Here is a 22,822-nt window from a genome sequence, read left to right as displayed (position 1 = left end):
TGCCAATTTCAGGGGCACCCGGACAGATCCCTATCCTTTGATGCAGACCAGCGGCCGCAGGCGCGCCACCCTTCGAGCGAGCCCTGCATGCTCGGCGGCAGCCACGACGGCGCCGACATCCTTATAGGCACCGGGTGCTTCCTCGGCCACACCGCGTGTCGACGGCGACCGGATCAGAACTCCCTGTGACGCGAGGTCATCGACGATCTTTCGCCCGCTCCATTGCTTGAGCGCTGCGTGGCGGGAGACCGCACGGCCTGCCCCGTGACAGGCCGAAGAGAACGCCTTCGTCTCGCTCGTCGCTTCGCCGACGAGAACGTATGAGCCAGTACCCATGCTGCCGCCAATCAGCACCGGCTGGCCGACCGGACGCAGTACCGCAGGCAAGCTCTCGTGATCCGGTCCGAAGGCTCGGGTTGCGCCTTTGCGATGAACGAACAGATCACGCAGCTTTCCGTCCACGAGATGACGCTCGACCTTGCAAGTGTTGTGCGAGACATCGAACAAAAGACGCAGATCATTGCTCGGAAAGAAGTGCGCGAAGACGCGACGGACGTAGTGGCCGAGAATCTCGCGATTGGCGAGCGCGCAATTGATCGCTGCCCGCATCGCGCCGAGATAGCGTTGACCGACCTCCGAATTGATCGGAGCGCAGGCAAGCTCGCGGTCCGGAAGATCGATACCGGCCTCCTTCGCAGTCACGGCCATCTCTTTCAAAAACTCGGTTCCGATCTGATGGCCAAGACCGCGCGAACCGCAGTGAATGGTGACGACAACGCCATCCTGTGCGAGCCCAAAGATACCCGCGACTGTCGTGTCAAGAATCTCGGCCACCGCCTGGACCTCGAGATAATGATTGCCGGAGCCAAGCGTTCCCATTTCCCGACGCTGGCGTTCCCTGGCGCGGTCCGACACGCAATCGGGCCGGGCACCAGCCATCCGCCCTTGTTCCTCGATCCTTTCAAAATCGCGCATCTCTCCCCAACCGCGCGCAACTGCCCAATGGGCGCCCTGCGCGAGCATGGCTTCCATCTCAGCCACGTCCAGCGTGATCGAGCTCTCGCTACCCACGCCAGCCGGGATCTGACGAAACAGTGAATCGGCGAGCTGCTTCTGCACTGGAACGATGTCGGCGACCGACAGGCCCGTCAGCATCGTACGCACACCGCAGGAAATGTCGAAGCCTACGCCGCCGGCGGAGATCACGCCGCCGCGATCCGGATCGAACGCCGCCACGCCGCCGATCGGGAAGCCATAACCCCAATGTGCGTCCGGCATGACATACGAGGCTTGCACGATCCCGGGCAACCTCGCAACGTTCGCCGCCTGCTCCAAGACCTTGTCATCCATATCCTGGATCAGGTTCTCGTCAGCGTAGATGACCACCGGGACATGCATCGTTCCCGAGCGCTCGACGCGCCACGTCGTGTTGTCGACCCGGGTAAATCGGGCAGGGTCCATCGCAGACCTCCATCATACATCGACTATGCAAGCGGCCGACCATCTGCCGTCCGCGTCCTTGGCGACCTTCAGCGCGGTATAGGTCGCGCCCTTCGGTTCGCAGGCCGGGGCGTGCCGTTCGACATCGACCGGCTCGCCCCACAGCGTGCCCTCAAGGCGATCATGTTCAATTCGGACCAGAAAACGTCCGAACAGCATATTGCGAACGGCCATTTCGTAGATGATGGCATTGAGCCATTCGACGAATAGCAGTTCGAGGTCCGGCGCCTCACACGTCAGCTGAACGGCGACTTTCGGATTTACCTCCGCACGGGTAACGACGGCGATCAGGGCGTAGGCCGCCTGCTCGAACGCTTCGGCGGGTGTCGTACCCCACCCCCGCAGGCCGACGTCGGCATCATGCGGAAAGTGCTCCCACTGTTCCCTCTGCTCAGCGGGCAAGGCGGAACTCGTGATCATTCGACCAACGCCTCCAAGGGCCGTGAAAGGTCGCGGCTAGGAAAGCCACAAACAAGGAGCATCACTTGATCTTGCGCAAACATGCGGGCCAGCCTTGGCGGAAAATGTCAAATAATTGGGGAGATAGTCATGCCGTCCCTTGAAGATCTCCGTGTCGCCGTATCCGAGACAGAGGTTTGGGTCGATGACGTCATGCGCCGTCTGGGTTGGCACGACCGCGAGCGGGTCTATCTGGTTATGCTGGCAACACTGCATGCATTGCGTAACAGCCTTCCGCGAGATGAGGCGGTATATATCGGAGCGCAACTGCCGCCATTGTTGCGCGGGCTCTACTATGAGGGATGGCATCCAGGCGCTCACCTGGCAGACAAGAGTCGAAGCGCCTTCCTGGGGCGGATTCATGACAGTGTCCATCGCGACCCCGGCATCGATGTAGAAGAAGCCGCTCGCGCGGTATTCGCCGCACTGGCGGCACGTTTACCCGCGGCGGAGCTTGAGGAAGCTAAAGCCGCCATGCCGAAGCCGCTGCACAATCTTTGGCCAAGCTGATTTTAGCCATGAACGTCGCGGCGCCATCAAATGTCCTTTCGCCACGGCGGTCAGTGAGGCTGTTCTTGTGCGGCGACGTCATGACGGGACGCGGCATTGATCAGGTGCTCGCGCACCCCTGCGACCCGACGCTCCACGAAGATTACGTCGCTTCGGCAAAGGACTACGTCAGTTTGGCCGAGCAAGCAAACGGCCCAATTCCCCGAAACGCCGAGCCCTCATACGTTTGGGGCGCCGCGCTGGATGAACTGGATCGGATGCGGCCGGACGCTCGTGTCATTAACCTGGAAACGGCCATTACCTGTAGCGACGACTACGCCCGAAAGGGCATCAATTACCGCATGAGTCCCGAGAATGCCGGCTGCCTCTCCGCTGCAGGCATCGACTGCTGTGTGCTCGCCAACAATCACGTCCTCGATTGGGGCCATGGCGGTCTGTTGCAGACGTTGGCGACACTGGAGCGTCTGAAGATCAAGGCTGCCGGCGCAGGCCGAAATGTCTCCGAAGCCGCGGCGCCGGCAGCGCTGGACCTTGCCGACAAGGCGCGGTTACTTGTCTTTTCTTTCGGCGTTCCGACGAGCGGCATTCCCCGCAGCTGGGCCGCCACAACGGATATCCCCGGCGTCAACCTCCTGACCCGGCTTTCCGAGGCGGACGCGCTGCGCGCCGCGCAATACATCGCCAGCATCAAGCAGCCGGGCGATCTGGCCGTTGTCTCGCTTCATTGGGGATCGAATTGGGGCTACGAAATCCCTGCCGATCAACAGCTCTTCGCACGCACGCTCATCGACAGGGCGGATGTGTCCATCATTCACGGCCATTCGTCGCATCACGCGAAGGCCGTCGAGGTCTACCATAAGCGGCTCATTCTCTATGGTTGCGGCGACTTCCTCAATGATTATGAAGGTATCCGTGGGTACGAAGAATATCGCGGCGACCTGCCGCTGATGTATTTCGCAGATATCGAACCGACGACCGGAACTCTCGCCGGGTTCGAGATCGTCCCTCTTCAAATCAGGAACTTCCAGCTTAACCGCCCTTCGAGGCAAGACATCGAATGGCTGCAACAGATGCTCAACCGGGAATGTCTGCGGTTCGGCACCGGCATCGTGCTCGATCCGGGCGGCCGGCTCGTCCTCTCCCAGTCGACCAGAGAGCCATCAACATCTGTCCTTGAGCCAGATCAACGGGATTGACCGCCGCTCGCGTTAAACGAACGGCAACAGTTCGGAGGATCTCGAATGGAACCGTTTCCCTTGGATATCGATCCCAAACAGATCGTTCGCTGGATTGCTGCCGAGCATCGGATCATCCCCTCATCGCTGAAGATCGTCGCACGCCGCACCAACGAGGTGCGCCAAATCCCCGCGCGCGCAGAATTTCACCTGGGCGATGAAGAGCGCGAAGACCTGAGCGAAGTCGCCACTGTTGCGACCCTGGAGATCGCGCCCGCCCATCCATCCGACGGCTGGCGAATGACTATTGTCGTTGAGGACGAGATCGGCCCGCGCGGGCCTGGTAGGGGCACGACGGTCGAGGATGACCAGGAAATTGATCTTGAAACCTTCAACAGCCTGTTCATTCGCCCCGAACGAGGAACCGCGACAGTCGCCGCGCAGGCAGACGATGCCGCGGCCGAAGCCCGTCTATCAAGCCTGCTCGCTTCCATCGAGAACGATCGGCACCCCGGCGTTGGCAAGTAATGAGCGTGGCTACGCGTGAAAAAGCCGTAGCTTGACTTGAGTCAATTCCACCTCCGCTTATTGGGCCTGCATACGTATCAAGAACTGTTGTGAGGAATTGTTCAAATGAGCACTTCCAAAACCCTCGTCGTCTTCTATTCGAGGTCGGGAACGACGCGCAGGATCGCTGAGGCTCTATCCGGGGCCCTCAAATGCGACTTTGAGGAAATCACCGAGCCCAAACAGCGGACCGGCTTTTTCGGTTACATACGATCGTTGCTGGAAGCGAGGCGGAGGCGTCCTTCCATAATCGCGCCGAAACAGCACGACGTCTCATCGTACGATTTGGTCATCATCGGCACTCCGGTTTGGGCCTGGTCGCCAAGCTCCCCGGTTCGCGCATATTTAATGGCGACTGCAAGCCAACTGCCGGAGGTCGCTTTCTTCTGTACCCTTGGAGGCAGCGGTAGCGAAAGCACCTTTGCGCAGATGACGGCCATCGTCGGCAAGAAGCCTCGCGCCGTTTGCGCAATCACAGAAAGGGAAACGCTGTCGGGGCGCTATTCCGACCGGCTTTCGACGTTTGCGAAGGCGCTAGGGAAAATCATCGATTGAGCGGAGAGAACTGATGAAAAGCGCGACGTTCCGAAAGTGGCTAATCGAACACGGGTGTCGCTTCGATACGCAGCACGAAGGACGCGGGGGCGGTCACGGCACTCTGACAATCCACCGCGAGGGGCGGACGGCTGAAATGGCCCTGGTTGGTTTGCACAACGAACTCGACCCGCGTTCAGTTCGTCAAGTATGCGAAGCACTCGGCCTCGAGTGGTCCGATCTTCCCGGACCGAAGGACCGCGTCTGAGGTGTCCAAGCGTCACCCGCAGTTGTCTGCCTTATTTGGGAGTCCGCTACCGAACGACCTTGCGACGCGCGCGCTGCGTTGCTGGTCCTAATCTCGCGCGAGCCGCGCAGATTGATCTTGGTCAAGCCTGCCGATGCTTAATCTGGTCATTTGGTCCGCAGAGGGCAGGCGCCACAATCAACGGAGCCGCTTAACTCAGGAGGCATCGATGCCAAAGTCCAATTCCGACGGAACGGCGTTGGCGACACGAAATGATATCAAGGCCGTGTTGGGCGATATCGATTCTGCGGAGATGCTGGCGATCATGTCGCTGCGACCGACAATCGCGGACATCGAACAAGCATCAGTGTGGCTCGAAGGCGATCCGGATGTATTCGGTGCCGGCGAGCCCGTACAAGGCGTCGCATCAGAAATTATCGCGATCCTCACGGAGAACGAGGACGAGGAGCCGCCACGCGCAAGATAGTTGCGCGCCTGCCGCCACACCCTTCACGCTCGCCGCGATTTACGCGGGTGCTCGACGATCTCCGAAACCATCGCCTTTCCAGAGAGGTCGACTGGCTCTCCGCATGCGCGCCGCAGCAGGCAGGCCGAATTCCACTTCGATCGCGGCACAGCCCTTCCTATTCACTTTGCCGTTCCAGTGAGGAAACCGTGCCCTATCGCACCAATGCCGATCTTCCTGCATCGGTCAGCGACCGCCTTCCGGCTGCGTTCAACCATGCCTTCGCGACTCATGCAGGAGACGATCTCCAGGAAGAGATCGCTCCCCGCACCACCTGGACGGCGGTCAAGCGACCCCACGTCAAGGCCGGCGATCAGTGGGTACCGCGTTAGCTGACCGAAGTCGCACCCTTGATCGGAAAGCGCTTCAGAGTTGCCACGACTTCCTCATCGCTGACCTGCCGGAAGTCCTGATAGAAATATCCGATAGCTCCGAATAATTCCGGCGTCTCCAGGCAAATCAAGGCATCGACTTCCTGGCGCAATTGCGTGATCGTGTCGCGTGGAGCGACGGGAACGGCAAGCACCAGTTCTTTCGGTTTCCGGTTGCGGATTGCCTGCAATGCCGCTCGTGTCGTCGCGCCTGTTGCGATACCGTCGTCGATGACGATCACTACCTGCCCCGCGATCTCCGCCCTGGCGCGCTCTCCGATATAGAGTTGACGTCGGCGTTCGATCTCCGCAAGCTCCTCTGCATACGCCGCGTCGAACTCATCCGCTGTTGTGCCTGAAAGCTCAATTACCTCCTGATTGCGAACAACGATTGGCGCGATACCATCCACCACCGCTCCCATCGCAAGCTCCGGCTGGGTCGGTACCCCGATCTTGCGAACGAGGATCAAGTCGAGCGGGGCATCGAGCGCGGCGGCAACCTCGGCTGCGACGGGAACACCGCCACGTGGCAAGGCGAGGACAACGACATGCCGGCCCTTATAGCTCGAAAGCGCCTTAGCCAATCTGCGACCCGCATCCGATCTGTTCCGAAACGCCATCATCGGCGTGCATCCCGATTGGCAATTATAGGATGATCGCTCACAAGATGACGTTCGAACCATGCTGCGGCCAGCTCAATGACAGCCTCAAATGCACCGGGCTCCGGGAAGAGATGGGTTGCACCCGGCACTATTTTGATGCTCTTTTCTCCTCCAAGACCTTCCAAAGCCCATTGGTTGAGTTCGATCACGCCGCTATCCGCACCTCCCGCGATCAACAGCGTCGGCGCCTTGACTTGGGGCAGAACGCCGAGTGGTAGGATCTGCCCATCTCGCGAGAAAGCGCGCGATTGAACCGCGCTCTTTACGTCACGTCTTAGGGCGGAGACCGGCTGCATGACCCGTTACTCCATTCGATAAAAAATTACCCCTGGGCGGGGAAATTGTTCTTGATCGGCATCAAACCGGGTTGGAGGGTTCCGGTTAATTTTCACCCATGGAGCCTTCCCAAACGCTACCGCGAGCTGACGGATTTCCTTGTGGCCAGAATACCCCTACGCTCGGCAACAAGGTCCGGTTTCTCAGCAGTCCAGCGACATATTCGTGCGCCCCGGAGAATGTGGTCGCACGCGAAACCCATATGTCATGGGTCTTCATGGCGGGCGAATGCGCCTACAAGCTGAAAAAACCCGTTCGCTTCCCCTATCTCGATTTCTCAACTCTGGATCGGCGCGAGGCCGCCTGCCGCGCAGAATATCTGCTGAACCGGCGCCTCGCTCCGGATGTCTATCTGGGTGTCGTTCCGCTCACGGTTTCGGCATCAGGCCTCGCGATCTCCGGCGATGGGCCTGTCGTGGATTGGCTCGTGGTCATGCGCCGGCTTGACGAAAATGAGACGCTCGAAGCTGCCTTGTGGGGAAGCTGGCTGAAGCCCTTTCAGGTTGATCGGCTCGCGGCAACGCTCGGCGCATTTTATGCGCATGCGCCTCGGGTCCAGCTCGAACCCGAACACTATCTTGTCGGATGGCAGAAGGCGCTCGCGGACAACTGCCGCGTGCTGTTCAACGCCCGCCTCGGCCTTCCTCAGGGAAGCGTGGAGCGCATCGCACAGGTCCAGCGCCGGTTTGTCATGAAACGCTCCGCCCTGCTGCTTGCGAGGGTTCGCGCGCGGCAGCTCGTCGATGCACATGGAGACCTGCGCCCCGAGCACATTTGGCTGCGCGAGCCCGTGACAATCATCGACTGCCTGGAATTCGACCCAAAACTGCGGGCGCTTGATCCTCTCGATGAAATCGCCTTCCTGCATCTGGAATGCGAACGCCTCGGCGGCCTTTGGGTTGCTGAGCGGATTAGACGGCACTTGGCGCGTGCCCTGGGCGACAATGCCTCCAGCGGACTTTTTCTGTTTTATCGCAGCCATCGGGCGATGCTGCGCGCGCGTCTGTCGATCGCGCACCTGCTCGATGCAAGTCCTCGCACGCCGGAAAAATGGCCCCGCCTTGCCCGCATGTATCTCAACCTTGCCGCGGCAGATGCCATGCGCCTCGAACGTATTCTCGGCAATCGTCGAAAGCTAAGGCCACGCAGCGCCGATTCTCGAACAATTTTCAGAATACCAGGAGATCGGTGAGCGGCTTGTCCTCGTGGAGCCGGCGGATGGCTTCCGCCAGCAACGGTGCGGCCGGCACAATATCGAGTTTATCACGCACCGGGCCACCCGGCAGGCGGAATGCCGGCACGGAGTCGGTGGCAATGATGCGATCGATGGCTGGATCGGCGAGCGCCGTTTCCGCTCCCGGCATGAACAATCCGTGGGCAACGCACGCCAGGACCCGTCGGGCGCCACGGGCGCGCGCCGCCCGCGCAGCCCGCACTAGCGTGCCGCCCGTGCTGATGAGGTCGTCGACGATGATGCAAGTGGCGTCGGCAACCTCGCCTACGAACAGGTCGCCTGAAACGACCCCGGCGCTGCGGTGTTTTTCGGCAAATGCCTTGCCGACCGGACGGCCCATTGCCGTTTCCAGTGCTTCCCGTAGCAAATCTGCCCGCTTGCCACCCCCCAAATCCGGCGAGATGACGCAAAGAGCTTCGTCTCCGACGCTTGCCTTGATCTGCCTGATCATCAAGGGCGCCGCTGTCAGTGCCACGGCGCGGCAGCGAAACGCGTTTTCGAAGGCAGCCTCGTTGTGTACCTCAAGCGTAACGACGGCATCGCAGCCGATCGATTCGAAGAGTGCTGCAACATAACGCGTCGACACCGGATCGTTTGCCTTGGTGCGGCGATCCTTTCGGGCATAACAGAGATACGGCGCGACAGCGGTTACCCGCCCGGCTCTGGCGTCTTTCAGCGCTCCGATGAAAAACAGCAGTCGACAGAGCTTGTCATTGGCGCTCTGGTCTGGACCTCCATGAAGACTATGAATCACGTATACGTCGGCGCCGCAAACGGGGTCGAGGGGTCTTGCCTTGTGCTCGCCATCTTCGAAATCCCGCTCTTCATGAGCGCTGAGAGAGTGGGCAAGCAGCTTACTGATGTCGCGCCCAAGATCGTTGGTCCCGTTCAAGGCAAATAGCCGAAGACGGCTACTGACAACCGGTCCGACAGCGGAAGGCGACCAAATCTGATTCTTCATCACGGCGCGCCTCGATCTTCAGACAAAGGCGAAGTGGGCTGACGGTGGGGCTCGGTACATTCTATCCGTGAATTATCTTCGGCTGGGAGTTCACGCCTCACCTCAACCGGTTCGCCTTCCAACAGCTTCGGGGCCTCATCCGCCTGTTCCGCATAACAGCTCCGCATGTTCTGTTCCCGAGAAGGTTAACGCGTGGACTCGGCGCCAGATGACTGGCGCATAACGACATTCCTTTGCATTCACCGATAGACAAGAACCGGTATTTTGGAATGGGTTAGCACCTTCAATGTCTCGCTTCCCAAGACCACGGCGGCAACGCCGCGCCGGCCATGCGAGGCCATCGCAATCAAGTCACATCCGCTTTTGTTGGCTGTCTTGATGATCGCATCGTACGGGGAATCGCTCTCCAGCTGCAACACATCGCATCGCACCCCGCGTGCTTGCGCCTTGCGTTGCGCGTCCGTCAGGATTTCCGCCGCGTGCATTCGCGCTCGCTGTTCATAGTCGGCGCGCGTGTCCGCAAGCCGGCTGGCATCAGCAGAGAACACGTGGAATGGACTCACAACCGTAAGCACGGTCACCTTGGCGTCGGCATCCCGCGCAAAGTCCATGCTGTGTTCGACCGCTACCGTCGACAAAGGCGATCCGTCGGTAGGAATGAGAACATGATTGTACATAGCGTGCCTCTTGTAGGGTTTCGACGCACGAAGCGCTTGATTTGGGTCAACATCATCCTGGTTTCATCCGGTGCGGAGATCACGAAATCAATCGCCTATCCTCAATCACGGAGCTTCCCTTCTTACGCCTTTGATTTGGTTCGCTGTTCTTAGAAAGGCAGCCGCTTGACCCCTCGCGCGAACAGCCTACCGGCTGCCTCTAACGCACTTCGGCAGAATTATCCTCCCGAGCTGGGGGCGAAAGCCTATCGCTTCAGCAGTTTTCGCAATTCGACGAGCGGTCGGGTATTCAGCACATCATTTGCCGTCAGCCAGGCGCGCCGCGCCTGATCGATCCCGAACCGCATGCACTGCAATGCATCGACCGAATGCGCATCCGTTGAGACCACCAGCTTTACCCCGCCCAGTTTCGCTGCGTGCGCATGAACATCGTTCAAATCCAGGCGGTCCGGTTCCGCATTGATCTCGAGGTAACAGCCGACCTTACGCGCGACCGAGATCACGACATCCATATCGATGTCGTAAGGCTCGCGCTCGCCGAGCAAGCGCCCGGTCGGATGCGCCAGAATGGACACATAACGGTTCTCCAGGGCGCGGACGACGCGGCCGGTCTGGGCCTGGCGCGGTAGATCGAAATGCGAATGAACCCCCGCCACCACGATATCCAGCTTCGCCAGGCTTGAATCCGGCAAATCAAGACTCCCGTCCCTGAGAATATCGACCTCGATGCCCTTAAGAATTGTGAAGTTCTTGAATTTCTCGTTGAACCGATCGATTTCGCGGATTTGGCGTGCCAGGCGCGTCGGATCGAGACCATGCGTCATGGCGACGCGACGACTGTGATCGGTCAGGGCGATGTAGCCGTAGCCGCGCGCCCGCGCGGCTTCTGCCATTTCGGCAATGGTGACCGTGCCATCGGTCCAGTCCGAGTGCATGTGAAGGTCGCCTCGAATATCGGAAAGCTTCACCAGCCCGGGCAGCTTGCCGGCCTGCGACGCCGCGATCTCCCCGCGATCTTCGCGCAACTCCGGCACGATGAAGGCAAGCCCGAGCTTCTGGTAGACGTCTTCTTCGGTGGCGCCGGCAATCCGCCGTTTGCCGGAGAACAATCCGTATTCGTTCAGCTTCCAGCCGTGTTGATTGGCGAGCCCGCGCAGCGCGATGTTGTGGGCCTTGGAACCGGTGAAATACAGGAGTGCTGCGCCAAAGCTTTCCTCCGGTACCGCGCGAACATCGACCTGCAAGCCGGAGCGCAGCATCACGGTCGTGCGCGTCGGTCCATGAGCGGCGACCTGCGCGACGTTCTCATACTCTACCAGCCTGTTTCCGACGGCGGCGCCGTTCTTCGTGGTCACCAGCACATCAAGATCGCCGACCGTGTCGCGGCGCCGACGATAGCTGCCAGCGACCACGACGCGCCCGCTATCTCGGAGAAAGCCGACCAGCGCTTCAGCCTCGGCTTCGGCCACCGAAAGCTTGAACCGCTTCGCGGGCTGCGGCTTTTCAAGCGCACCGAGCAATTTCTTCTCGATCACTGGGCCGAATCCGCGAAGCTCGCGCAACCGCCCGGTCTTGATGGCCTGACGAAGGTCGTCGAGGGTGCGCACTTTCAGCTTGTCATAGAGCAGCCTGATGCGCTTCGGTCCGAGTCCGGGAAGAGCCGCCATATCGCCCAGCTCGCCAGGGAGCTTCCTTTTCAGCGTATCGAGCAGATTGAAATGCCCGGTCTTGACGATATCGGCTATCTTGCCGGCGAGGTCCTTGCCGATCCCCGGCAGCTCCGACAAATCGCGTCCTGCCTTCAGCAAACCGCCAACCGCTTTGGGTAGACCCTCGACGACGCGCGCGGCACGACGGTAAGCACGCACGCGAAACTGGTTCTCTCCTGAAATTTCGAGAAGCTCGGCGGCCTGGTCGAACATGGCCGCGATTTCCGCATTCTGCACAGGCATGTCGGGGACCTATGAAGGGCAGAGTTTGCGATTGAACAATATTGCATGGCCCGACAGGCCCGAATTGATTCAGATCAGAGTCAGTCTGTTGAAAATAGCCAAGCTGCGACGACGATGCGTGAAACTCGTCACCGCTTTTGATCTGAATCAATGACGAGGGATACATCGAAGAGCTCTCTTCATCAGCTAACGATGGAGACCTGCCATGTATGTTCGAGACGTCATGGTTGCGCCAGTCATTACGGTGAAGCCTTCTACCATGGTGAAGGAGGTCGCACAGCTATTCCTGGAAAAAGGGATTAGCGCAGCGCCGGTGATCGACAGCCAGGAAAAGCTCGTCGGTATCGTCAGCGAAGGCGATTTGCTTCATCGTGTGGAAGCCGATACCGAGCGACGTTACTCTTGGTGGCTTCGAGGATTTATCAACAATGACACGCTCGCCGCCGATTATGTCAAGGCTCATGGCCTTAAAGTTTCAGATGTCATGACCCGCGATGTCATAACAGCTGTCCCTCAGACACCGCTTCACGAGGTCGCGACCTTGATGGAGAAGAACGCGATCAAGAGAGTTCCTATTGTGGAGAACGGCCAGTTGGTCGGTATCGTCAGCCGGTCAAACCTTATTCAGGCCGTGGCGACAGCTCGCAAGCTGCTCGATATTCCGCTTTCCGATGCGGCCATCCGCGAAAACATATTCTCTTACCTCAAGAGGCAGCCGTGGGCCCATACATCGATGCTGAATGTGACGGTTAATGGAGGCATCGTGGACCTCTGGGGCATTGCCGAATCCGCCGCTGAGCGGAAAGCAATCAAGGTTGCCGCCGAATCCACGCCGGGAGTGTGCGCGGTCAACGACAACCTGATCACCCGGTCCGCCGGAGGCTGGGAGTGAGCGCCTGTCTCTATCCGGATCAAGCCGCACAACGGTTCCGTGGTTTTTGATCGTTTCCTCCATGCGCCGCGCATTATCCTGAAGGCGCCTGCGCGCCCCGCTTGAACGCCTCGTCGATGGCGAATGACAAGTCCGAATGTCGCTCGCCTTCCTTCGGCGTCCGCCCAATATCGACTTCACGGGAGCCGAATTGACCTGGAAGCTATCGCTACGATCCTATCGTCAGCCGGTCCCTGACATTCTTCACTCCGGTGGCTGACCAGGCCGCGTTCTCGACCGCAACTTTCTCGTCCCAACTGTGCACCTTGCCCTCAAGCAGCACTTCACTGTCATCTCGAACGGTGACGCGTATGTCCTTGGCTTCCACTTGGGCGTGCCGCTTCAGGGCGTCTTCGATCTTCCTTTTTACATTCTCAGCCTTCGCATGAGGCTCTATTTCGATATTATTGATCACGCCACGCACCCCTGACAGCCTTCGGATGTCGCGCTCGGCGCTGCTCTTCTGATATTGCCAATTGACTTTGCCGGTCAATGTCACCCAGCCGTCGCGCACCGTGACCTGGATTGCGTCACTGGGAACGACGCTGTCCCAGACCAGCATATCGATCGCTCGTTTGGCGATCTCATCGTCAGACGTCTTTGGATCCGAAGAATGGCGAACATCAATCTCATCCACGATTCCATGCACGCCCTTCACCCGGCGTGCTGCGGATATTGCTGCGAGCTTCTGCGCATAGCTGCCAACATGTCCGGCGAGCGTCACAACGCCCTGATCAACGGCCACACCGACGTGAGCTGCATCAACAATGGGCTCATAGGCGAGTTCGTCCAGGATATCGTCACGTAATTTCAACTCGTTCATGATCTGCCTCCTGAATGCCGAACAATCGCATCATTGCCCACCCTCGCCGGTAAGGTTGTTGATGCAGGTCAAGGCAAGTCAGGAGTTTCAGCCGAATTATAGACCACACTTGACTAGATCCCGCATCGGATTTGTCTGCTCGAATCATTTAGCGAAGCACTTCAGTCACCCATCAATTTGGGCATCTGAATACATGGAATAAGGCAGATGGTGATCGTCGCCCTACCGCGTGAGACGCACCGACGCATAGTGATCCTGGCTCTGTTCGCGATGACCAGCATTTCAAATATCGTGGCCAGTCTTCCGGCACTTGCTGACGTACAGAGCGTTCGGAGAGGCAAGGCCTTCGCGCACGCCAATTGTTCGCGGTGTCATTCGATCGACAAATTTACCCGGAGCCCCCTCGCCGCCGCGCCGCCGTTTCGCACGCTCCACAAATGGTATCCAGTCGAAACGCTGGGAGATGCACTCGGCGAGGGGTTGTCGACGGGCCATCCAAGAATGCCGGAGTTTCGACTGGATCCTCGTCAAGTTGCCGATTTCATCAGTTTCCTGAAGTCGTTCGAATAATGCGGTTTCAGCGCGGAGGGAGAACAACGCGGATGATGTCTTCGAAGTGAAGTGGTGGCAAATGAAGCCAATCTGCGGTGAACTGCACATTGATCCCGCGGTAGCGGAAGATGTAAGCGTGATTGATGCTGCACATGTAGCTGGCGCCTCTCTCCGCAGAATCTCTGTGGCTTGACGCATATCAAACTGCGCCATTTGTTCCATGAATAGATTACAGATCAAATCCTGTCATTCGGAAGCCCGGTCGAGAATTCCCTTTCGAATGGAGAGCGCTATGAGCACATCAGGCGTCGCCGCCCTGGATCACACCGTTCAGGAGACCAATGTCTGGCTGAAGGCCGTCGCTGAGCAGCTGCACTTTGAGGATCGCCACCACGCTTACAGTGCGCTGCGGGCCGTGTTGCATACGCTACGCGACCGGCTGCCCCCGGAGGTCGCGGTGCATCTCGGCGCTCAGCTTCCGACGCTGATGCGCGGCGTCTACTACGAAGGCTGGCATATGGCCGGAAAGCCGACCAAAGATCGTAGCGTCCAGGAATTTGCTGACCATGTTTTGAAAGCATTGCCACCACGATTTCCGATGGATCCGCTGACCGTGACCAGCGGCGTGTTCGAGATCCTCTGGGAGAAGCTCGATCCGGGCGAGTTTGCAAAACTCATGGACCATCTGCCGGCTTCTCTCAGGACTTTGCGGCGCTAGATTGCGCTGCGAAGCTGACTTGGCCATTTCTGCACCACACGGGGGGTGGAACGATATTGATCCTGGTCAAACGACACCGGCGAGCAGTGGATATCGATAGACGACTTCATAGACAACGAGGGATGCACCTTACGAGATGCAGCTTTTGAATTGTGTCTGACAGGCAATCCCCACCTGCCACCGCTCTTGAGATGGCAAGTCGCCAGCGCGAAATTTCCGTTTCGGAGTTCTTTCTCAAAAACCGCCATCTGCTCGGTTTTGATAGCCCAGCCAAGGCATTGGTCACCGCGGTGAAAGAGGCGGTGGACAATGCTCTCGATGCCTGCGAGGAAGCGGGGATACTCCCCGATATCAGCGTGCAGGTGAGCGACCACTACGGGAAATCCCGGGTCATCGTAGAGGATAACGGCCCCGGGATCGTCGAGAGCCAGATCGCGCGCATTTTCGGCAAGCTTCTCTATGGCTCGAAGTTCCACAAGCTCAGCCAGTCACGCGGTCAACAGGGGATGGGAATCTCGGCTGCAGGAATGTACGGGCAGCTCACCATCGGCAAGCCGCTGCATATCATCAGCCGCATCAAGGGTGATGAGCTTGCTTCGGAAATGTATGTGTCGGTTGACACTGCCAGGAACCAGCCGGACATCCACAGGAAGAAGCGGCTGAAGTGGGACCGCCCTCACGGCACGCGAGTCGAGATGGAGATGGAGGGTCACTATCAGAAGGGGCCGCACTCGATTGAGGTTTATCTGAAGCAGACGGCCATCGCCAATCCGCACCTTTCTATCACCTATCAGGACCCGCAGGGAGAAGAGGTTCGTTTCGCCCGCAGCACCAACAAGCTCCCGCCTCGACCGACGGAAATCAAGCCGCATCCGTACGGCATCGAGCTCGGCCGGCTTATTCAGATGTTGAGCAACACCGCAAGCCGCACGTTGTTGCGGTTTCTCGTAGACGAGTTCTCTTTCGTGGGGAGGAAGACCGCGCTCAAGATCATTGAACTCGCCGGCAAGCTCTCTGACAGGAAGTTGAGCGATCGCTCTCATCCGAAGCACATCGCTCACGTGCAGGCAACCGCGCTGCACAAGGCCATTCAAAAAACCCGCATCCTGGCACCACGGACCGACTGCATCGTCCCGATCGGCGAGAAGCAGCTGCTGGACGGGCTGCACAAGGAGCTGGAGGCGGACTTTTTTACCGTCGCCACTCGACCGGCCGCGGCCTACCGAGGCAACCCGTTCCAGGTGGAAGTCGCTATCGCCTATGGCCGTCCTGGCGAGGCCGGCGTTGAAGTCGACGAGAACGGCCACATGCGCAAGAAGGAGGTGCATGAAACGCGTGCTGCCAAATACCTGATAGCGCAGAAGGACGAGCCCGTTCGTCTCCTGCGTTTTGCCAACCGGGTACCGCTCCTCTACCAGCAGTCCAGCTGCGCGATCACCAAGGCCGTTATCCAGACGAACTGGCGGGGCTATGGCCTGCAGCAGCCGAAAGGCGCATTGCCGGTCGCACCGATGGCGATCCTGGTCCATGTCGCATCCGTTTGGGTGCCCTACACCTCGGAGTCCAAGGAAGCCATCGAGCCTTACCCGGAAATCCTCCATGAGATCAAGTTGGGACTGCAGCAATGCGCGCGCAAGCTCGCGCATTACCTGCGCCACGAGACGCAACTTCACCAGGAATATGACAGGCGTGCGTATATCGAGAAATATCTGCCGCATATTGGCGTCGCCCTGCAGGAGATCCTCACTCTCAGTGATGATGAACGCGACTCCACCGTGAGGAAGCTCGACGATGTGCTCCACAAGATCCGTACGACGCAAAGGCCCGAGCCATGAAGAACAGTAACTCCGACGCCACGCGCAGCGATCTGGATAACAAAACCATCACACTGATCGAATCGATTGCCGGACAGGTCCGCACAAACATCGAGAGCGGAAAGCTGCCAGACATCAAGCTTCCGGTCCGTAGTCTTGACAATGTCACGTATGATGAAGCGAAGGGCTATTTCGAGCTTGGCGAAGCACGCAAGGTGCGCTCGCTGACGGTGACCACCGCGCGGTCGTTCGCGCAGACCCTGCGTTTAATGGCAACCTCACGCGCGATGGTCGAGCATGACGACTTCGCTACCAAGCGCGAGGTTTATTACATCAGCAAGAACTGGGGAGACTGTCGCTTCGACGAACAGGCCGAATCGGACGCCATTATGGACGACATTGAGGCGATGGCGTCGATGCAAGGGCTATCGCGGGAACAGCTTCGCTTCTACCCGGAATCGCATGGCGGCTCGGTCGCGGGACGACTGACCGTGGTCGACAGAAATCCCGCGACGGGAGCAGCCATCGAGATCGACTGCGCCAATCTGGGGAGCGGCGCCTACAGCATCCCGCGCTCGGCCGAACAGCTGACTTTCCGTACCGATGCACGATTCGTGCTCGCGATCGAAACCGGCGGCATGTTTCAGCGCCTCAATAACCACCGTTTTTGGGAGACAGCGCGATGCATCATCGTCGAGATGGGCGGGGTCCCGACCCGCGCCACACGGCGCTTCGTCCGCCTGCTTTCTGACAAGCAGAATTTGCCGGTCTACTGCTTTGTCGATTGCGACCCCTATGGCTTTGCCAATATTTACCGCACGCTCAAGGTCGGCTCCGGCAATGCGGCTCACATAAACCGCTTCCTGTGCGTGCCGCGGGCGCGCTTCCTGGGCGTCACGCCACAGGATATTGTCGACTTTGGTCTTGAGGACGCGACCCACAAGCTGACAGCGACCGACATCAAGCGCGCTCAAGACGCACTGCAGAACGATCCGTTCATCAAGGCTCATCCCGAGTGGATCGCCGCCATCAAGCAATTGCTTCAGATGGGCGTTCGCGCCGAGCAGCAGGCGCTGGCCAAATGGGGCCTTAATTTCGTCATCGACGACTACCTGCCAAGGAAACTCGCCAACGTGAGTAGTTTCCTGCCATAGGCCGCGGATACTCCGGGTTGCCTTATTGCGGCGTTTTCGGCGCCCCCTACGCACTGCATGGCCAGCCCACTTTGCCGCAGGCAAAAAGAAGCCCGACCTCTTTGTCGAGCACCCGGCCGACGACACGCTCGGTCATCTTCTCGCGATGCAGCACATAGCCTGCGGAATGGCGGTCCTCCGCCAGCCCTTCCCGCTCAAGCGCCCGGTGCACAAATTACGAAACGACGCTGATCGGTATCGGTTGTTGGAGTTTAGTGCCATCATCCTTCAAACGATGGTTATTGGCCGCATATCGACGAAGACTCGAGCGTTGCCAGCGTGCTATAGGACACATGATCCGGCCCGCATGTGCACCGCTCGCGCAACGGGGAGAAGCCGCCGTGTTATCAGCAAGCGAACAAGCCATCGCGCAAGCCGCGCTCGCGCCGGGCCCGCATGCGGTCGTTTCGGCGGACCGCGAGGGGATCATTCGCGATTGGAACGAGACCGCCGAGCATATCTTCGGCCACAGCGCAGGCCAAGCGATCGGGCGGACTCTTGATCTCATGGTTCCGGAGGAGGAGCGCGTCAACCATTGGCGCAACTTCCGGCGCGTCATGACGACTGGCGTGCTCAACTACCGGCCCGACCACGTGCTCGATGTCGAGGGGCTGCGACGGGATGGCACGCGCGTGATGCTCGACGTCGCGCTCATTGCCATCCCCGACGAGGCCGGAGGTCTTGTCGGGATCACAGCCATCATGCGCGAGGCGGACCGTAATCTCATCGCGTGAGAGGAGCAACGGCAATGAAAAAGCTTCTTTACAAATCGGGCATCGGAATCGGTCTCGCACTGCTTTCCTCCGCGGCATTTGCTGCTACGCAGGAAGACCTGCTGGCGACCCTTTTGGGCCAGGTGCAGTTGTATGTGTTCATTGCATTCGCGATCATTGTCATCGCGGGCGTGTACTTCATGAAACCACGAGAAGACAAGCGCCAGACTCCATTGAACAAAATATTCGAGGAAGGCAAGGCGATACACTCCGTTGGACCCGATACTCCAGTCACCGAGTGTGTGCGCTTGATGACCGCCAGTAAGATCGGTGCCCTGATCGTTTTGGATGGCAAACGACTGATAGGCATCTTCACAGAACGGGATGCGCTGAACAAAGTTTTGGCTGGCGGTCTTGATCCAGGCAACACGAAAGTATCCGAGGTGATGACGAAGGATCCATGCTGCATCCGTCCGACGACGACGGTTGGCGACGCGATGGAATTGATCACCAAGCGGCGATTCCGGCACCTGCCGATTGTGGACAACGGTAAGGTGCTCGCCGTCGTATCGAGCGGCGATCTAACCCACTGGCTGGTGCAGGACCAGATGGGAGAGGTTCAAGAGCTTGTTGACCTTGCCGCCGGATCCTAATCGTCGCCGCGCCTAAGCGATAACATCGGCACGATTTATCGTACCCATCCGCGGTCAGCCGACCGCGCGAGGTTTTAATGCAGGTCTTCTCCTGCGACCCCGCGCGGCTTGGACATCAAGAGTTCGGCAGTCAAGCCGAAGTTCGTCCTCGCGGAGTGATCATTGCCATGGGGGGCGCCGCCGCTACCGAATTAGTCAGGAACCAAAACAGGCGTCCCGCGAAGGGCTTTCGTGACGGCGGTTGAGATCAGCTCTTCGACTCCCGGGAAGCTGCCTATCACACCAGCGAACACGATGTCGTTCCTATCCAGTTCAGCGATGAGTCGGGGGGCGTCATTGGCGCCGTGCATGCCTTCGCCGGAGAAGAGCCCAACTACGATGGCAGACCCCGGAGCTAGTGCCGCGGCGTCGCGAAGAAAAGGCCGCTCCTCCAGAAGGGCGATGTGGACGTCGCGAAATTCGGCGCGATGTCGGATCTCGCGCGCAATCCGTTCCGTGGCCTCGCGCGAAGCCGAATTGCGCCTTGAGCCATGGGCCAACAGGATGACGGTTGATGCCCGAGGTGCAAATCCGCTTCGACGCGCGGCCCCGGCGGCGTGCGCCACCACAAAGTCCGACAATCCCGGATCGAGACCCAACGGCGGGAGTACCTCGACGCTGCGGCCCTCATTATTGGCCTCATCGAGCAGTTGCACGAGGCGATCGCGGGTAAAATAGCCGCTTGAAGCGAACAGCGGATAAACAATGACCCTGGGGGCGGTCAGCGTGGCGAACGCCTCGCCGATGGTCGGCGCACCGCTGATGAAGCCTACTCCAACCTCCGAAACAGGATTCTGGGCGGCAACGGCTTGCGCGATACGCCATACGCCTGCGTTCCTCGCGCCTAGCCGCCTTTCGCCGTGAGCTGCGATCAGCAATGCCATCTGCGACGCATTGTTATCCGCGCTCAATGACTCGTTCCATCGGAGAAGTTGATCTTGTTCCACACATTGTATTTTCCGGAAGGTCGCGACATCGGGATGCGTTTGACTTCTACGAACGTCGCGGCATCGTAAATCACCAATGCACCATCATTTTCCCAGATCGAAACCAAAGCATGACGCCCGTCCTTGTCGAATTCGACATGCGCCGCAGTCTTGTTCGGCTCGGGCGTCACGGTGCGGACGATTTCGAGACTTCGCTTGTCGATGATCGAAAGCGTATCCTTCTTTGCGCCCAGCATACCGTCCGTCCATGCGTACGGCGTGTTTTCATGACTGCGCATAAAGAAGCCTGGCCCCGGCGTATCGATCACCTTGATCAGCGACCAGTCTTGCATATCCAGCACGCTGATTTTGCCTTCTTTCAGATGCGGGGTCGCCATCACCGGCCGGCCGTTCCAGGTCCAGGAAATTCCCGAGCCAAGGTGCGGCAGGCCCGGCATGTCCAACTGCTTGATATCGCGCCCTACGGTGAGATTGACGACAATCGCCTTGCCGTCCCGGGCAGAGCCGATCAGGTTGCGATAGGGCGGATCGAAGAAGAAGTCGTCAAGCGGCTCGGGCGTCTCGATGCGACGCAGCGCGAAAAGACCCTGCGATGATGGCAGCGCCTCGATCATGCCTTTTTCGTGCGAATGTACCAGACCGGCATAGACCGGCGGCGCATTTGGGTCGGTCGCGATTTCCCAGATTTCGGGCACGTCTTTCAGGGCCGCAATGAAGCTGTCACGCGGCGGCGCCTGGTAGATCGCTGATACCCGCGACGAATGTCCCTGCCTGTCCTTAGCCTCAAACGTCTTCTCGACGGAGAGATCTTCCGTCGACAGAATAACAAGGCTGTGCGGCAGGTAGTTTGCGACGGCGATATGCTTGCCGTCGCGGGAAATCGCGATATTGCGTGAGTTGAGGCCTGCGCGCACCTCGGACAGCATCGTCAGCGTCCAGAGATCGTACTTGCTGACCCAGCCGTCGCGCGACATAAAAAATACAAAGCGTCCGTCGGGGGTAAACTTCGGACCGCCGTGCAGCGCAAAGCGGGTCGGGAACCGCGCCAGCGGCTCGAAGCGATCGCCGTCAAGGATCGTCGCATGATGGTCGCCGGCCTCGACGACGACGAACAGGTTCAACGGATCGGCGTCGAAGCGCGGGCGATCGAGAGGCGGCGCGGAAGCATGGATGATACGGCTCGCGGCAATCTCCGCGCTGCCCCATGAAGGCACCTGCGGCAGCGGCGTCGAGATATAGGCGGCCAGTGCCGCGATCTCGTCCTTGTCGAGTTTGGCGCCGAAGCCCGGCATCTGCGTGGCGGTCCGGCCATCGGCGATGACCGCGGCGGCGCGCGGTCCCATCAGACGCCCGAGATTTTCCGGCAGCAGCGCGGGCCCCTGCCCGCCGAGCCGGTCCGCGCCATGACACGCCGCGCAGTTGTCGGCGAACAATTTGACGGCGTCCGGCTCCGCCAGGGCCGGAACGGTCGATCCGATGACGGCCAGCAGCGCGCCGGTGACCTCAGAGAGAAAGCGGCGCTTCATGGCGTTCTCCGCGGTAGGCGCTGACCGTGACGCGCTGCACCGGTTGGGCAAGACCGACCTCGGCATCGGTGAGATAGCAACCGGGGTCTTCGGCCCAGGGATCGCCGGTGATGCGCATCGCCCGCACCCGGGTGTTGCCGTTACAGGTGTCGAAATAAGCACACTGACCGCAGCGTCCGCCGATGACGCGCCGCCTCTGCTTCAGTCCTGCCATGATCGGGTCGGACAGGTCGCTCCAGATCGCCGAGAACGGCCGCGCCTTGACGTTGCCAATGCTGTAATGCCACCACATCGTGTCCGGATGCACGTTGCCGAGATTGTCGATATTGGCGACGTTGACGCCGGAGGAATTGCCTCCCCACTGCACGAGCCGCGCGCGCAGGCCCGCCACAGCGTGCGGCATGGTACGCTCGGCCCAATGCAGCAGATAGACCGCATCGGCGTCGTTATTTCCGGTCACGATTTCCATCTCGCTGCCGCTTTGAGTCCAGCGCCAGGCACGTTCGATCACCATGTCCATGGCATCGCGGGTCGTCTGCCACATCGCGTCGTCGCCCCGATTCTTGTTGCCGCGGCCGGCGTAGACGAGATGCGACAGATAGAATTTCGGAAAGCCCTCGCGCTCCACCAGATCGAGCATCCGCGGCAGTTCCGCAGCGTTATCCTCCGTCATCGTGAACCGCACGCCAACCTTGATGCCGCGGTCGCGCAAAAGCCGCAGACCGTTCAGCGCCTGCTCGTAGGCGCCAGCCTTGCGGCGAAAACGATCATGCGTGTCACCGATTCCGTCGAGCGAAATCCCGACATAGTCATAGCCGATATCGCGGATGCGGTCGGCGACCGGAGCATCGACCAGGGTGCCGTTGCTGGAAAGGCCGACATAGAACTTCATGGCCTTGGCGCGTTCGGAAATCTCGAAGATGTCGCGCCTCATCAGGGGTTCGCCCCCGGACAGGATCAGGACCGGCACGCGAAACGCCTTGAGGTCGTCCATGACGCGAAACACTTCCGGCGTCGACAGTTCGCCGGGGAAATCGACATCGCCCGAAATCGAGTAGCAGTGCTTGCAGGTCAGGTTGCAGCGCCGGATCAGGTTCCAGATCACCACCGGTCCCGGCGGCTGGCGGCCCGGGCCGAGCGGCGTCGGCGCATGCAGTTGGTGCAGATGGTGACTGAGGCGAAACATGAGGCGGCGCTCCTTG

26 protein-coding genes are annotated in these 22,822 nt (G+C 59.7%); 14 read left to right on the top strand and 12 right to left on the bottom strand.

The features are described from left to right. Positions 1-30: 30 nt before the first annotated feature. Positions 31-1,461, bottom strand: a complete 1,431-nt coding sequence (locus tag WCE35_RS14930; protein WP_424594113.1) for an RtcB family protein — start codon at positions 1,459-1,461, stop codon at positions 31-33. 12 nt (positions 1,462-1,473) lie between these two features. Then, positions 1,474-1,920, bottom strand: coding sequence for an archease (locus tag WCE35_RS14925; RefSeq protein ID WP_424594112.1), 447 nt, complete (start codon positions 1,918-1,920; stop codon positions 1,474-1,476). Between the two features lie 129 nt (positions 1,921-2,049). Between WCE35_RS14925 and WCE35_RS14920 the strand changes: the two genes are divergently transcribed. The 6 genes from WCE35_RS14920 to WCE35_RS14895 all read left to right on the top strand — a co-directional run bounded on the left by WCE35_RS14920 (position 2,050) and on the right by WCE35_RS14895 (position 5,850). Further along, positions 2,050-2,469, top strand: a complete 420-nt coding sequence (locus WCE35_RS14920; protein ID WP_424594111.1) for a DUF2267 domain-containing protein — start codon at positions 2,050-2,052, stop codon at positions 2,467-2,469. Beyond that, complete coding sequence (locus tag WCE35_RS14915; protein ID WP_424594110.1) at positions 2,457-3,665, top strand: CapA family protein; 1,209 nt, start codon at positions 2,457-2,459, stop codon at positions 3,663-3,665. The genes WCE35_RS14920 and WCE35_RS14915 overlap by 13 nt, the downstream gene beginning before the upstream one ends. 45 nt (positions 3,666-3,710) lie before the next feature. Further along, positions 3,711-4,172 carry a hypothetical protein gene (locus WCE35_RS14910; protein ID WP_424594109.1) on the top strand — a complete coding sequence of 154 codons (462 nt, stop codon included), beginning with the start codon at positions 3,711-3,713 and terminating at the stop codon, positions 4,170-4,172. 105 nt (positions 4,173-4,277) lie between these two features. Continuing rightward, complete coding sequence (locus tag WCE35_RS14905; protein ID WP_424594108.1) at positions 4,278-4,766, top strand: flavodoxin family protein; 489 nt, start codon at positions 4,278-4,280, stop codon at positions 4,764-4,766. Between the two features lie 455 nt (positions 4,767-5,221). Further along, complete coding sequence (locus WCE35_RS14900) at positions 5,222-5,479, top strand: hypothetical protein (RefSeq protein ID WP_424594107.1); 258 nt, start codon at positions 5,222-5,224, stop codon at positions 5,477-5,479. Between the two features lie 188 nt (positions 5,480-5,667). Further along, positions 5,668-5,850: a ChaB family protein gene (locus WCE35_RS14895; protein ID WP_424594106.1), complete on the top strand. Its 183-nt coding sequence runs from the start codon at positions 5,668-5,670 to the stop codon at positions 5,848-5,850. Here the strand turns inward: WCE35_RS14895 and WCE35_RS14890 are convergent. Both WCE35_RS14890 and WCE35_RS14885 read right to left on the bottom strand, forming a co-directional pair. Next, complete coding sequence (locus WCE35_RS14890) at positions 5,847-6,509, bottom strand: phosphoribosyltransferase (protein ID WP_424594127.1); 663 nt, start codon at positions 6,507-6,509, stop codon at positions 5,847-5,849. The genes WCE35_RS14895 and WCE35_RS14890 overlap by 4 nt on opposite strands. Further along, complete coding sequence (locus WCE35_RS14885) at positions 6,509-6,847, bottom strand: alpha/beta hydrolase family protein (protein WP_424594105.1); 339 nt, start codon at positions 6,845-6,847, stop codon at positions 6,509-6,511. Before WCE35_RS14885 ends, WCE35_RS14890 begins: the two co-directional genes overlap by 1 nt. Before the next feature lie 242 nt (positions 6,848-7,089). Between WCE35_RS14885 and WCE35_RS14880 the strand changes: the two genes are divergently transcribed. Next, positions 7,090-8,079, top strand: a complete 990-nt coding sequence (locus WCE35_RS14880) for a hypothetical protein (protein ID WP_424594104.1) — start codon at positions 7,090-7,092, stop codon at positions 8,077-8,079. Here the strand turns inward: WCE35_RS14880 and WCE35_RS14875 are convergent. The 3 genes from WCE35_RS14875 to polX form a co-directional block, all read right to left on the bottom strand. Next, a complete protein-coding gene (locus tag WCE35_RS14875; protein WP_424594103.1) occupies positions 8,057-9,013 on the bottom strand; it encodes a ribose-phosphate diphosphokinase in 957 nt (318 codons plus the stop codon). The two genes, WCE35_RS14880 and WCE35_RS14875, sit on opposite strands and share 23 nt — an antisense overlap. A gap of 308 nt (positions 9,014-9,321) precedes the next feature. Next, positions 9,322-9,759, bottom strand: coding sequence for a universal stress protein (locus tag WCE35_RS14870; RefSeq protein ID WP_424594102.1), 438 nt, complete (start codon positions 9,757-9,759; stop codon positions 9,322-9,324). 245 nt (positions 9,760-10,004) lie between these two features. Then, positions 10,005-11,711: a DNA polymerase/3'-5' exonuclease PolX gene (gene polX / locus WCE35_RS14865; protein ID WP_424594101.1), complete on the bottom strand. Its 1,707-nt coding sequence runs from the start codon at positions 11,709-11,711 to the stop codon at positions 10,005-10,007. A gap of 205 nt (positions 11,712-11,916) precedes the next feature. Between polX and WCE35_RS14860 the strand changes: the two genes are divergently transcribed. Further along, the gene (locus tag WCE35_RS14860; protein ID WP_424594100.1) at positions 11,917-12,603 is read left to right on the top strand and encodes a CBS domain-containing protein; all 687 of its coding nucleotides are present in this window, start codon (positions 11,917-11,919) and stop codon (positions 12,601-12,603) included. A 208-nt stretch (positions 12,604-12,811) separates the two neighbouring features. Here WCE35_RS14860 and WCE35_RS14855 read toward each other — a convergent pair whose 3' ends face one another. Next, positions 12,812-13,465, bottom strand: a complete 654-nt coding sequence (locus WCE35_RS14855; RefSeq protein WP_424594099.1) for a BON domain-containing protein — start codon at positions 13,463-13,465, stop codon at positions 12,812-12,814. Positions 13,466-13,672: 207 nt separating this feature from the next. Here WCE35_RS14855 and WCE35_RS14850 point away from each other — a divergent pair, with 207 nt between their 5' ends. The 4 genes from WCE35_RS14850 (at position 13,673) to WCE35_RS14835 (ending at position 17,703) form a co-directional block, all read left to right on the top strand. Then, the gene (locus WCE35_RS14850) at positions 13,673-14,035 is read left to right on the top strand and encodes a c-type cytochrome (RefSeq protein ID WP_424594098.1); all 363 of its coding nucleotides are present in this window, start codon (positions 13,673-13,675) and stop codon (positions 14,033-14,035) included. 274 nt (positions 14,036-14,309) lie between these two features. Beyond that, positions 14,310-14,735, top strand: a complete 426-nt coding sequence (locus WCE35_RS14845; protein WP_424594097.1) for a DUF2267 domain-containing protein — start codon at positions 14,310-14,312, stop codon at positions 14,733-14,735. A gap of 191 nt (positions 14,736-14,926) precedes the next feature. Further along, complete coding sequence (locus WCE35_RS14840) at positions 14,927-16,570, top strand: DNA topoisomerase VI subunit B (protein ID WP_424594096.1); 1,644 nt, start codon at positions 14,927-14,929, stop codon at positions 16,568-16,570. Beyond that, on the top strand, positions 16,567-17,703 hold the full coding sequence (locus tag WCE35_RS14835) for a hypothetical protein (RefSeq protein ID WP_424594095.1): 1,137 nt from the start codon (positions 16,567-16,569) through the stop codon (positions 17,701-17,703). Before WCE35_RS14840 ends, WCE35_RS14835 begins: the two co-directional genes overlap by 4 nt. A gap of 46 nt (positions 17,704-17,749) precedes the next feature. Here WCE35_RS14835 and WCE35_RS14830 read toward each other — a convergent pair whose 3' ends face one another. Further along, positions 17,750-17,914: a hypothetical protein gene (locus WCE35_RS14830; RefSeq protein WP_424594094.1), complete on the bottom strand. Its 165-nt coding sequence runs from the start codon at positions 17,912-17,914 to the stop codon at positions 17,750-17,752. Positions 17,915-18,035: 121 nt separating this feature from the next. On the opposite strand from WCE35_RS14830, the gene WCE35_RS14825 reads away from it, so the two are divergent. Both WCE35_RS14825 and WCE35_RS14820 read left to right on the top strand, forming a co-directional pair. Then, complete coding sequence (locus tag WCE35_RS14825) at positions 18,036-18,476, top strand: PAS domain S-box protein (protein ID WP_424594093.1); 441 nt, start codon at positions 18,036-18,038, stop codon at positions 18,474-18,476. A gap of 14 nt (positions 18,477-18,490) precedes the next feature. Beyond that, positions 18,491-19,108 (top strand): CBS domain-containing protein, encoded by a 618-nt coding sequence (locus WCE35_RS14820; protein WP_424594092.1) that lies wholly within the window; start codon positions 18,491-18,493, stop codon positions 19,106-19,108. Between the two features lie 191 nt (positions 19,109-19,299). Here WCE35_RS14820 and WCE35_RS14815 read toward each other — a convergent pair whose 3' ends face one another. From WCE35_RS14815 to nirJ, 3 genes are read right to left on the bottom strand one after another with little or no spacing between them, the layout of a single operon-like run. Further along, positions 19,300-20,058: a CbiX/SirB N-terminal domain-containing protein gene (locus WCE35_RS14815; RefSeq protein WP_424594091.1), complete on the bottom strand. Its 759-nt coding sequence runs from the start codon at positions 20,056-20,058 to the stop codon at positions 19,300-19,302. Beyond that, positions 20,055-21,620 carry a cytochrome D1 domain-containing protein gene (locus WCE35_RS14810; protein ID WP_424594090.1) on the bottom strand — a complete coding sequence of 522 codons (1,566 nt, stop codon included), beginning with the start codon at positions 21,618-21,620 and terminating at the stop codon, positions 20,055-20,057. The genes WCE35_RS14815 and WCE35_RS14810 overlap by 4 nt, the downstream gene beginning before the upstream one ends. Then, positions 21,598-22,806, bottom strand: a complete 1,209-nt coding sequence (gene nirJ, locus WCE35_RS14805; protein WP_424594089.1) for a heme d1 biosynthesis radical SAM protein NirJ — start codon at positions 22,804-22,806, stop codon at positions 21,598-21,600. Before nirJ ends, WCE35_RS14810 begins: the two co-directional genes overlap by 23 nt. Between the last annotated feature and the right edge of the window lie 16 nt (positions 22,807-22,822).

The sequence above is a fragment of the Bradyrhizobium sp. genome (assembly GCF_049691595.1).
Lineage (GTDB): Bacteria > Pseudomonadota > Alphaproteobacteria > Rhizobiales > Xanthobacteraceae > Bradyrhizobium.
This window is presented reverse-complemented; position numbering and strand designations above follow the sequence as displayed.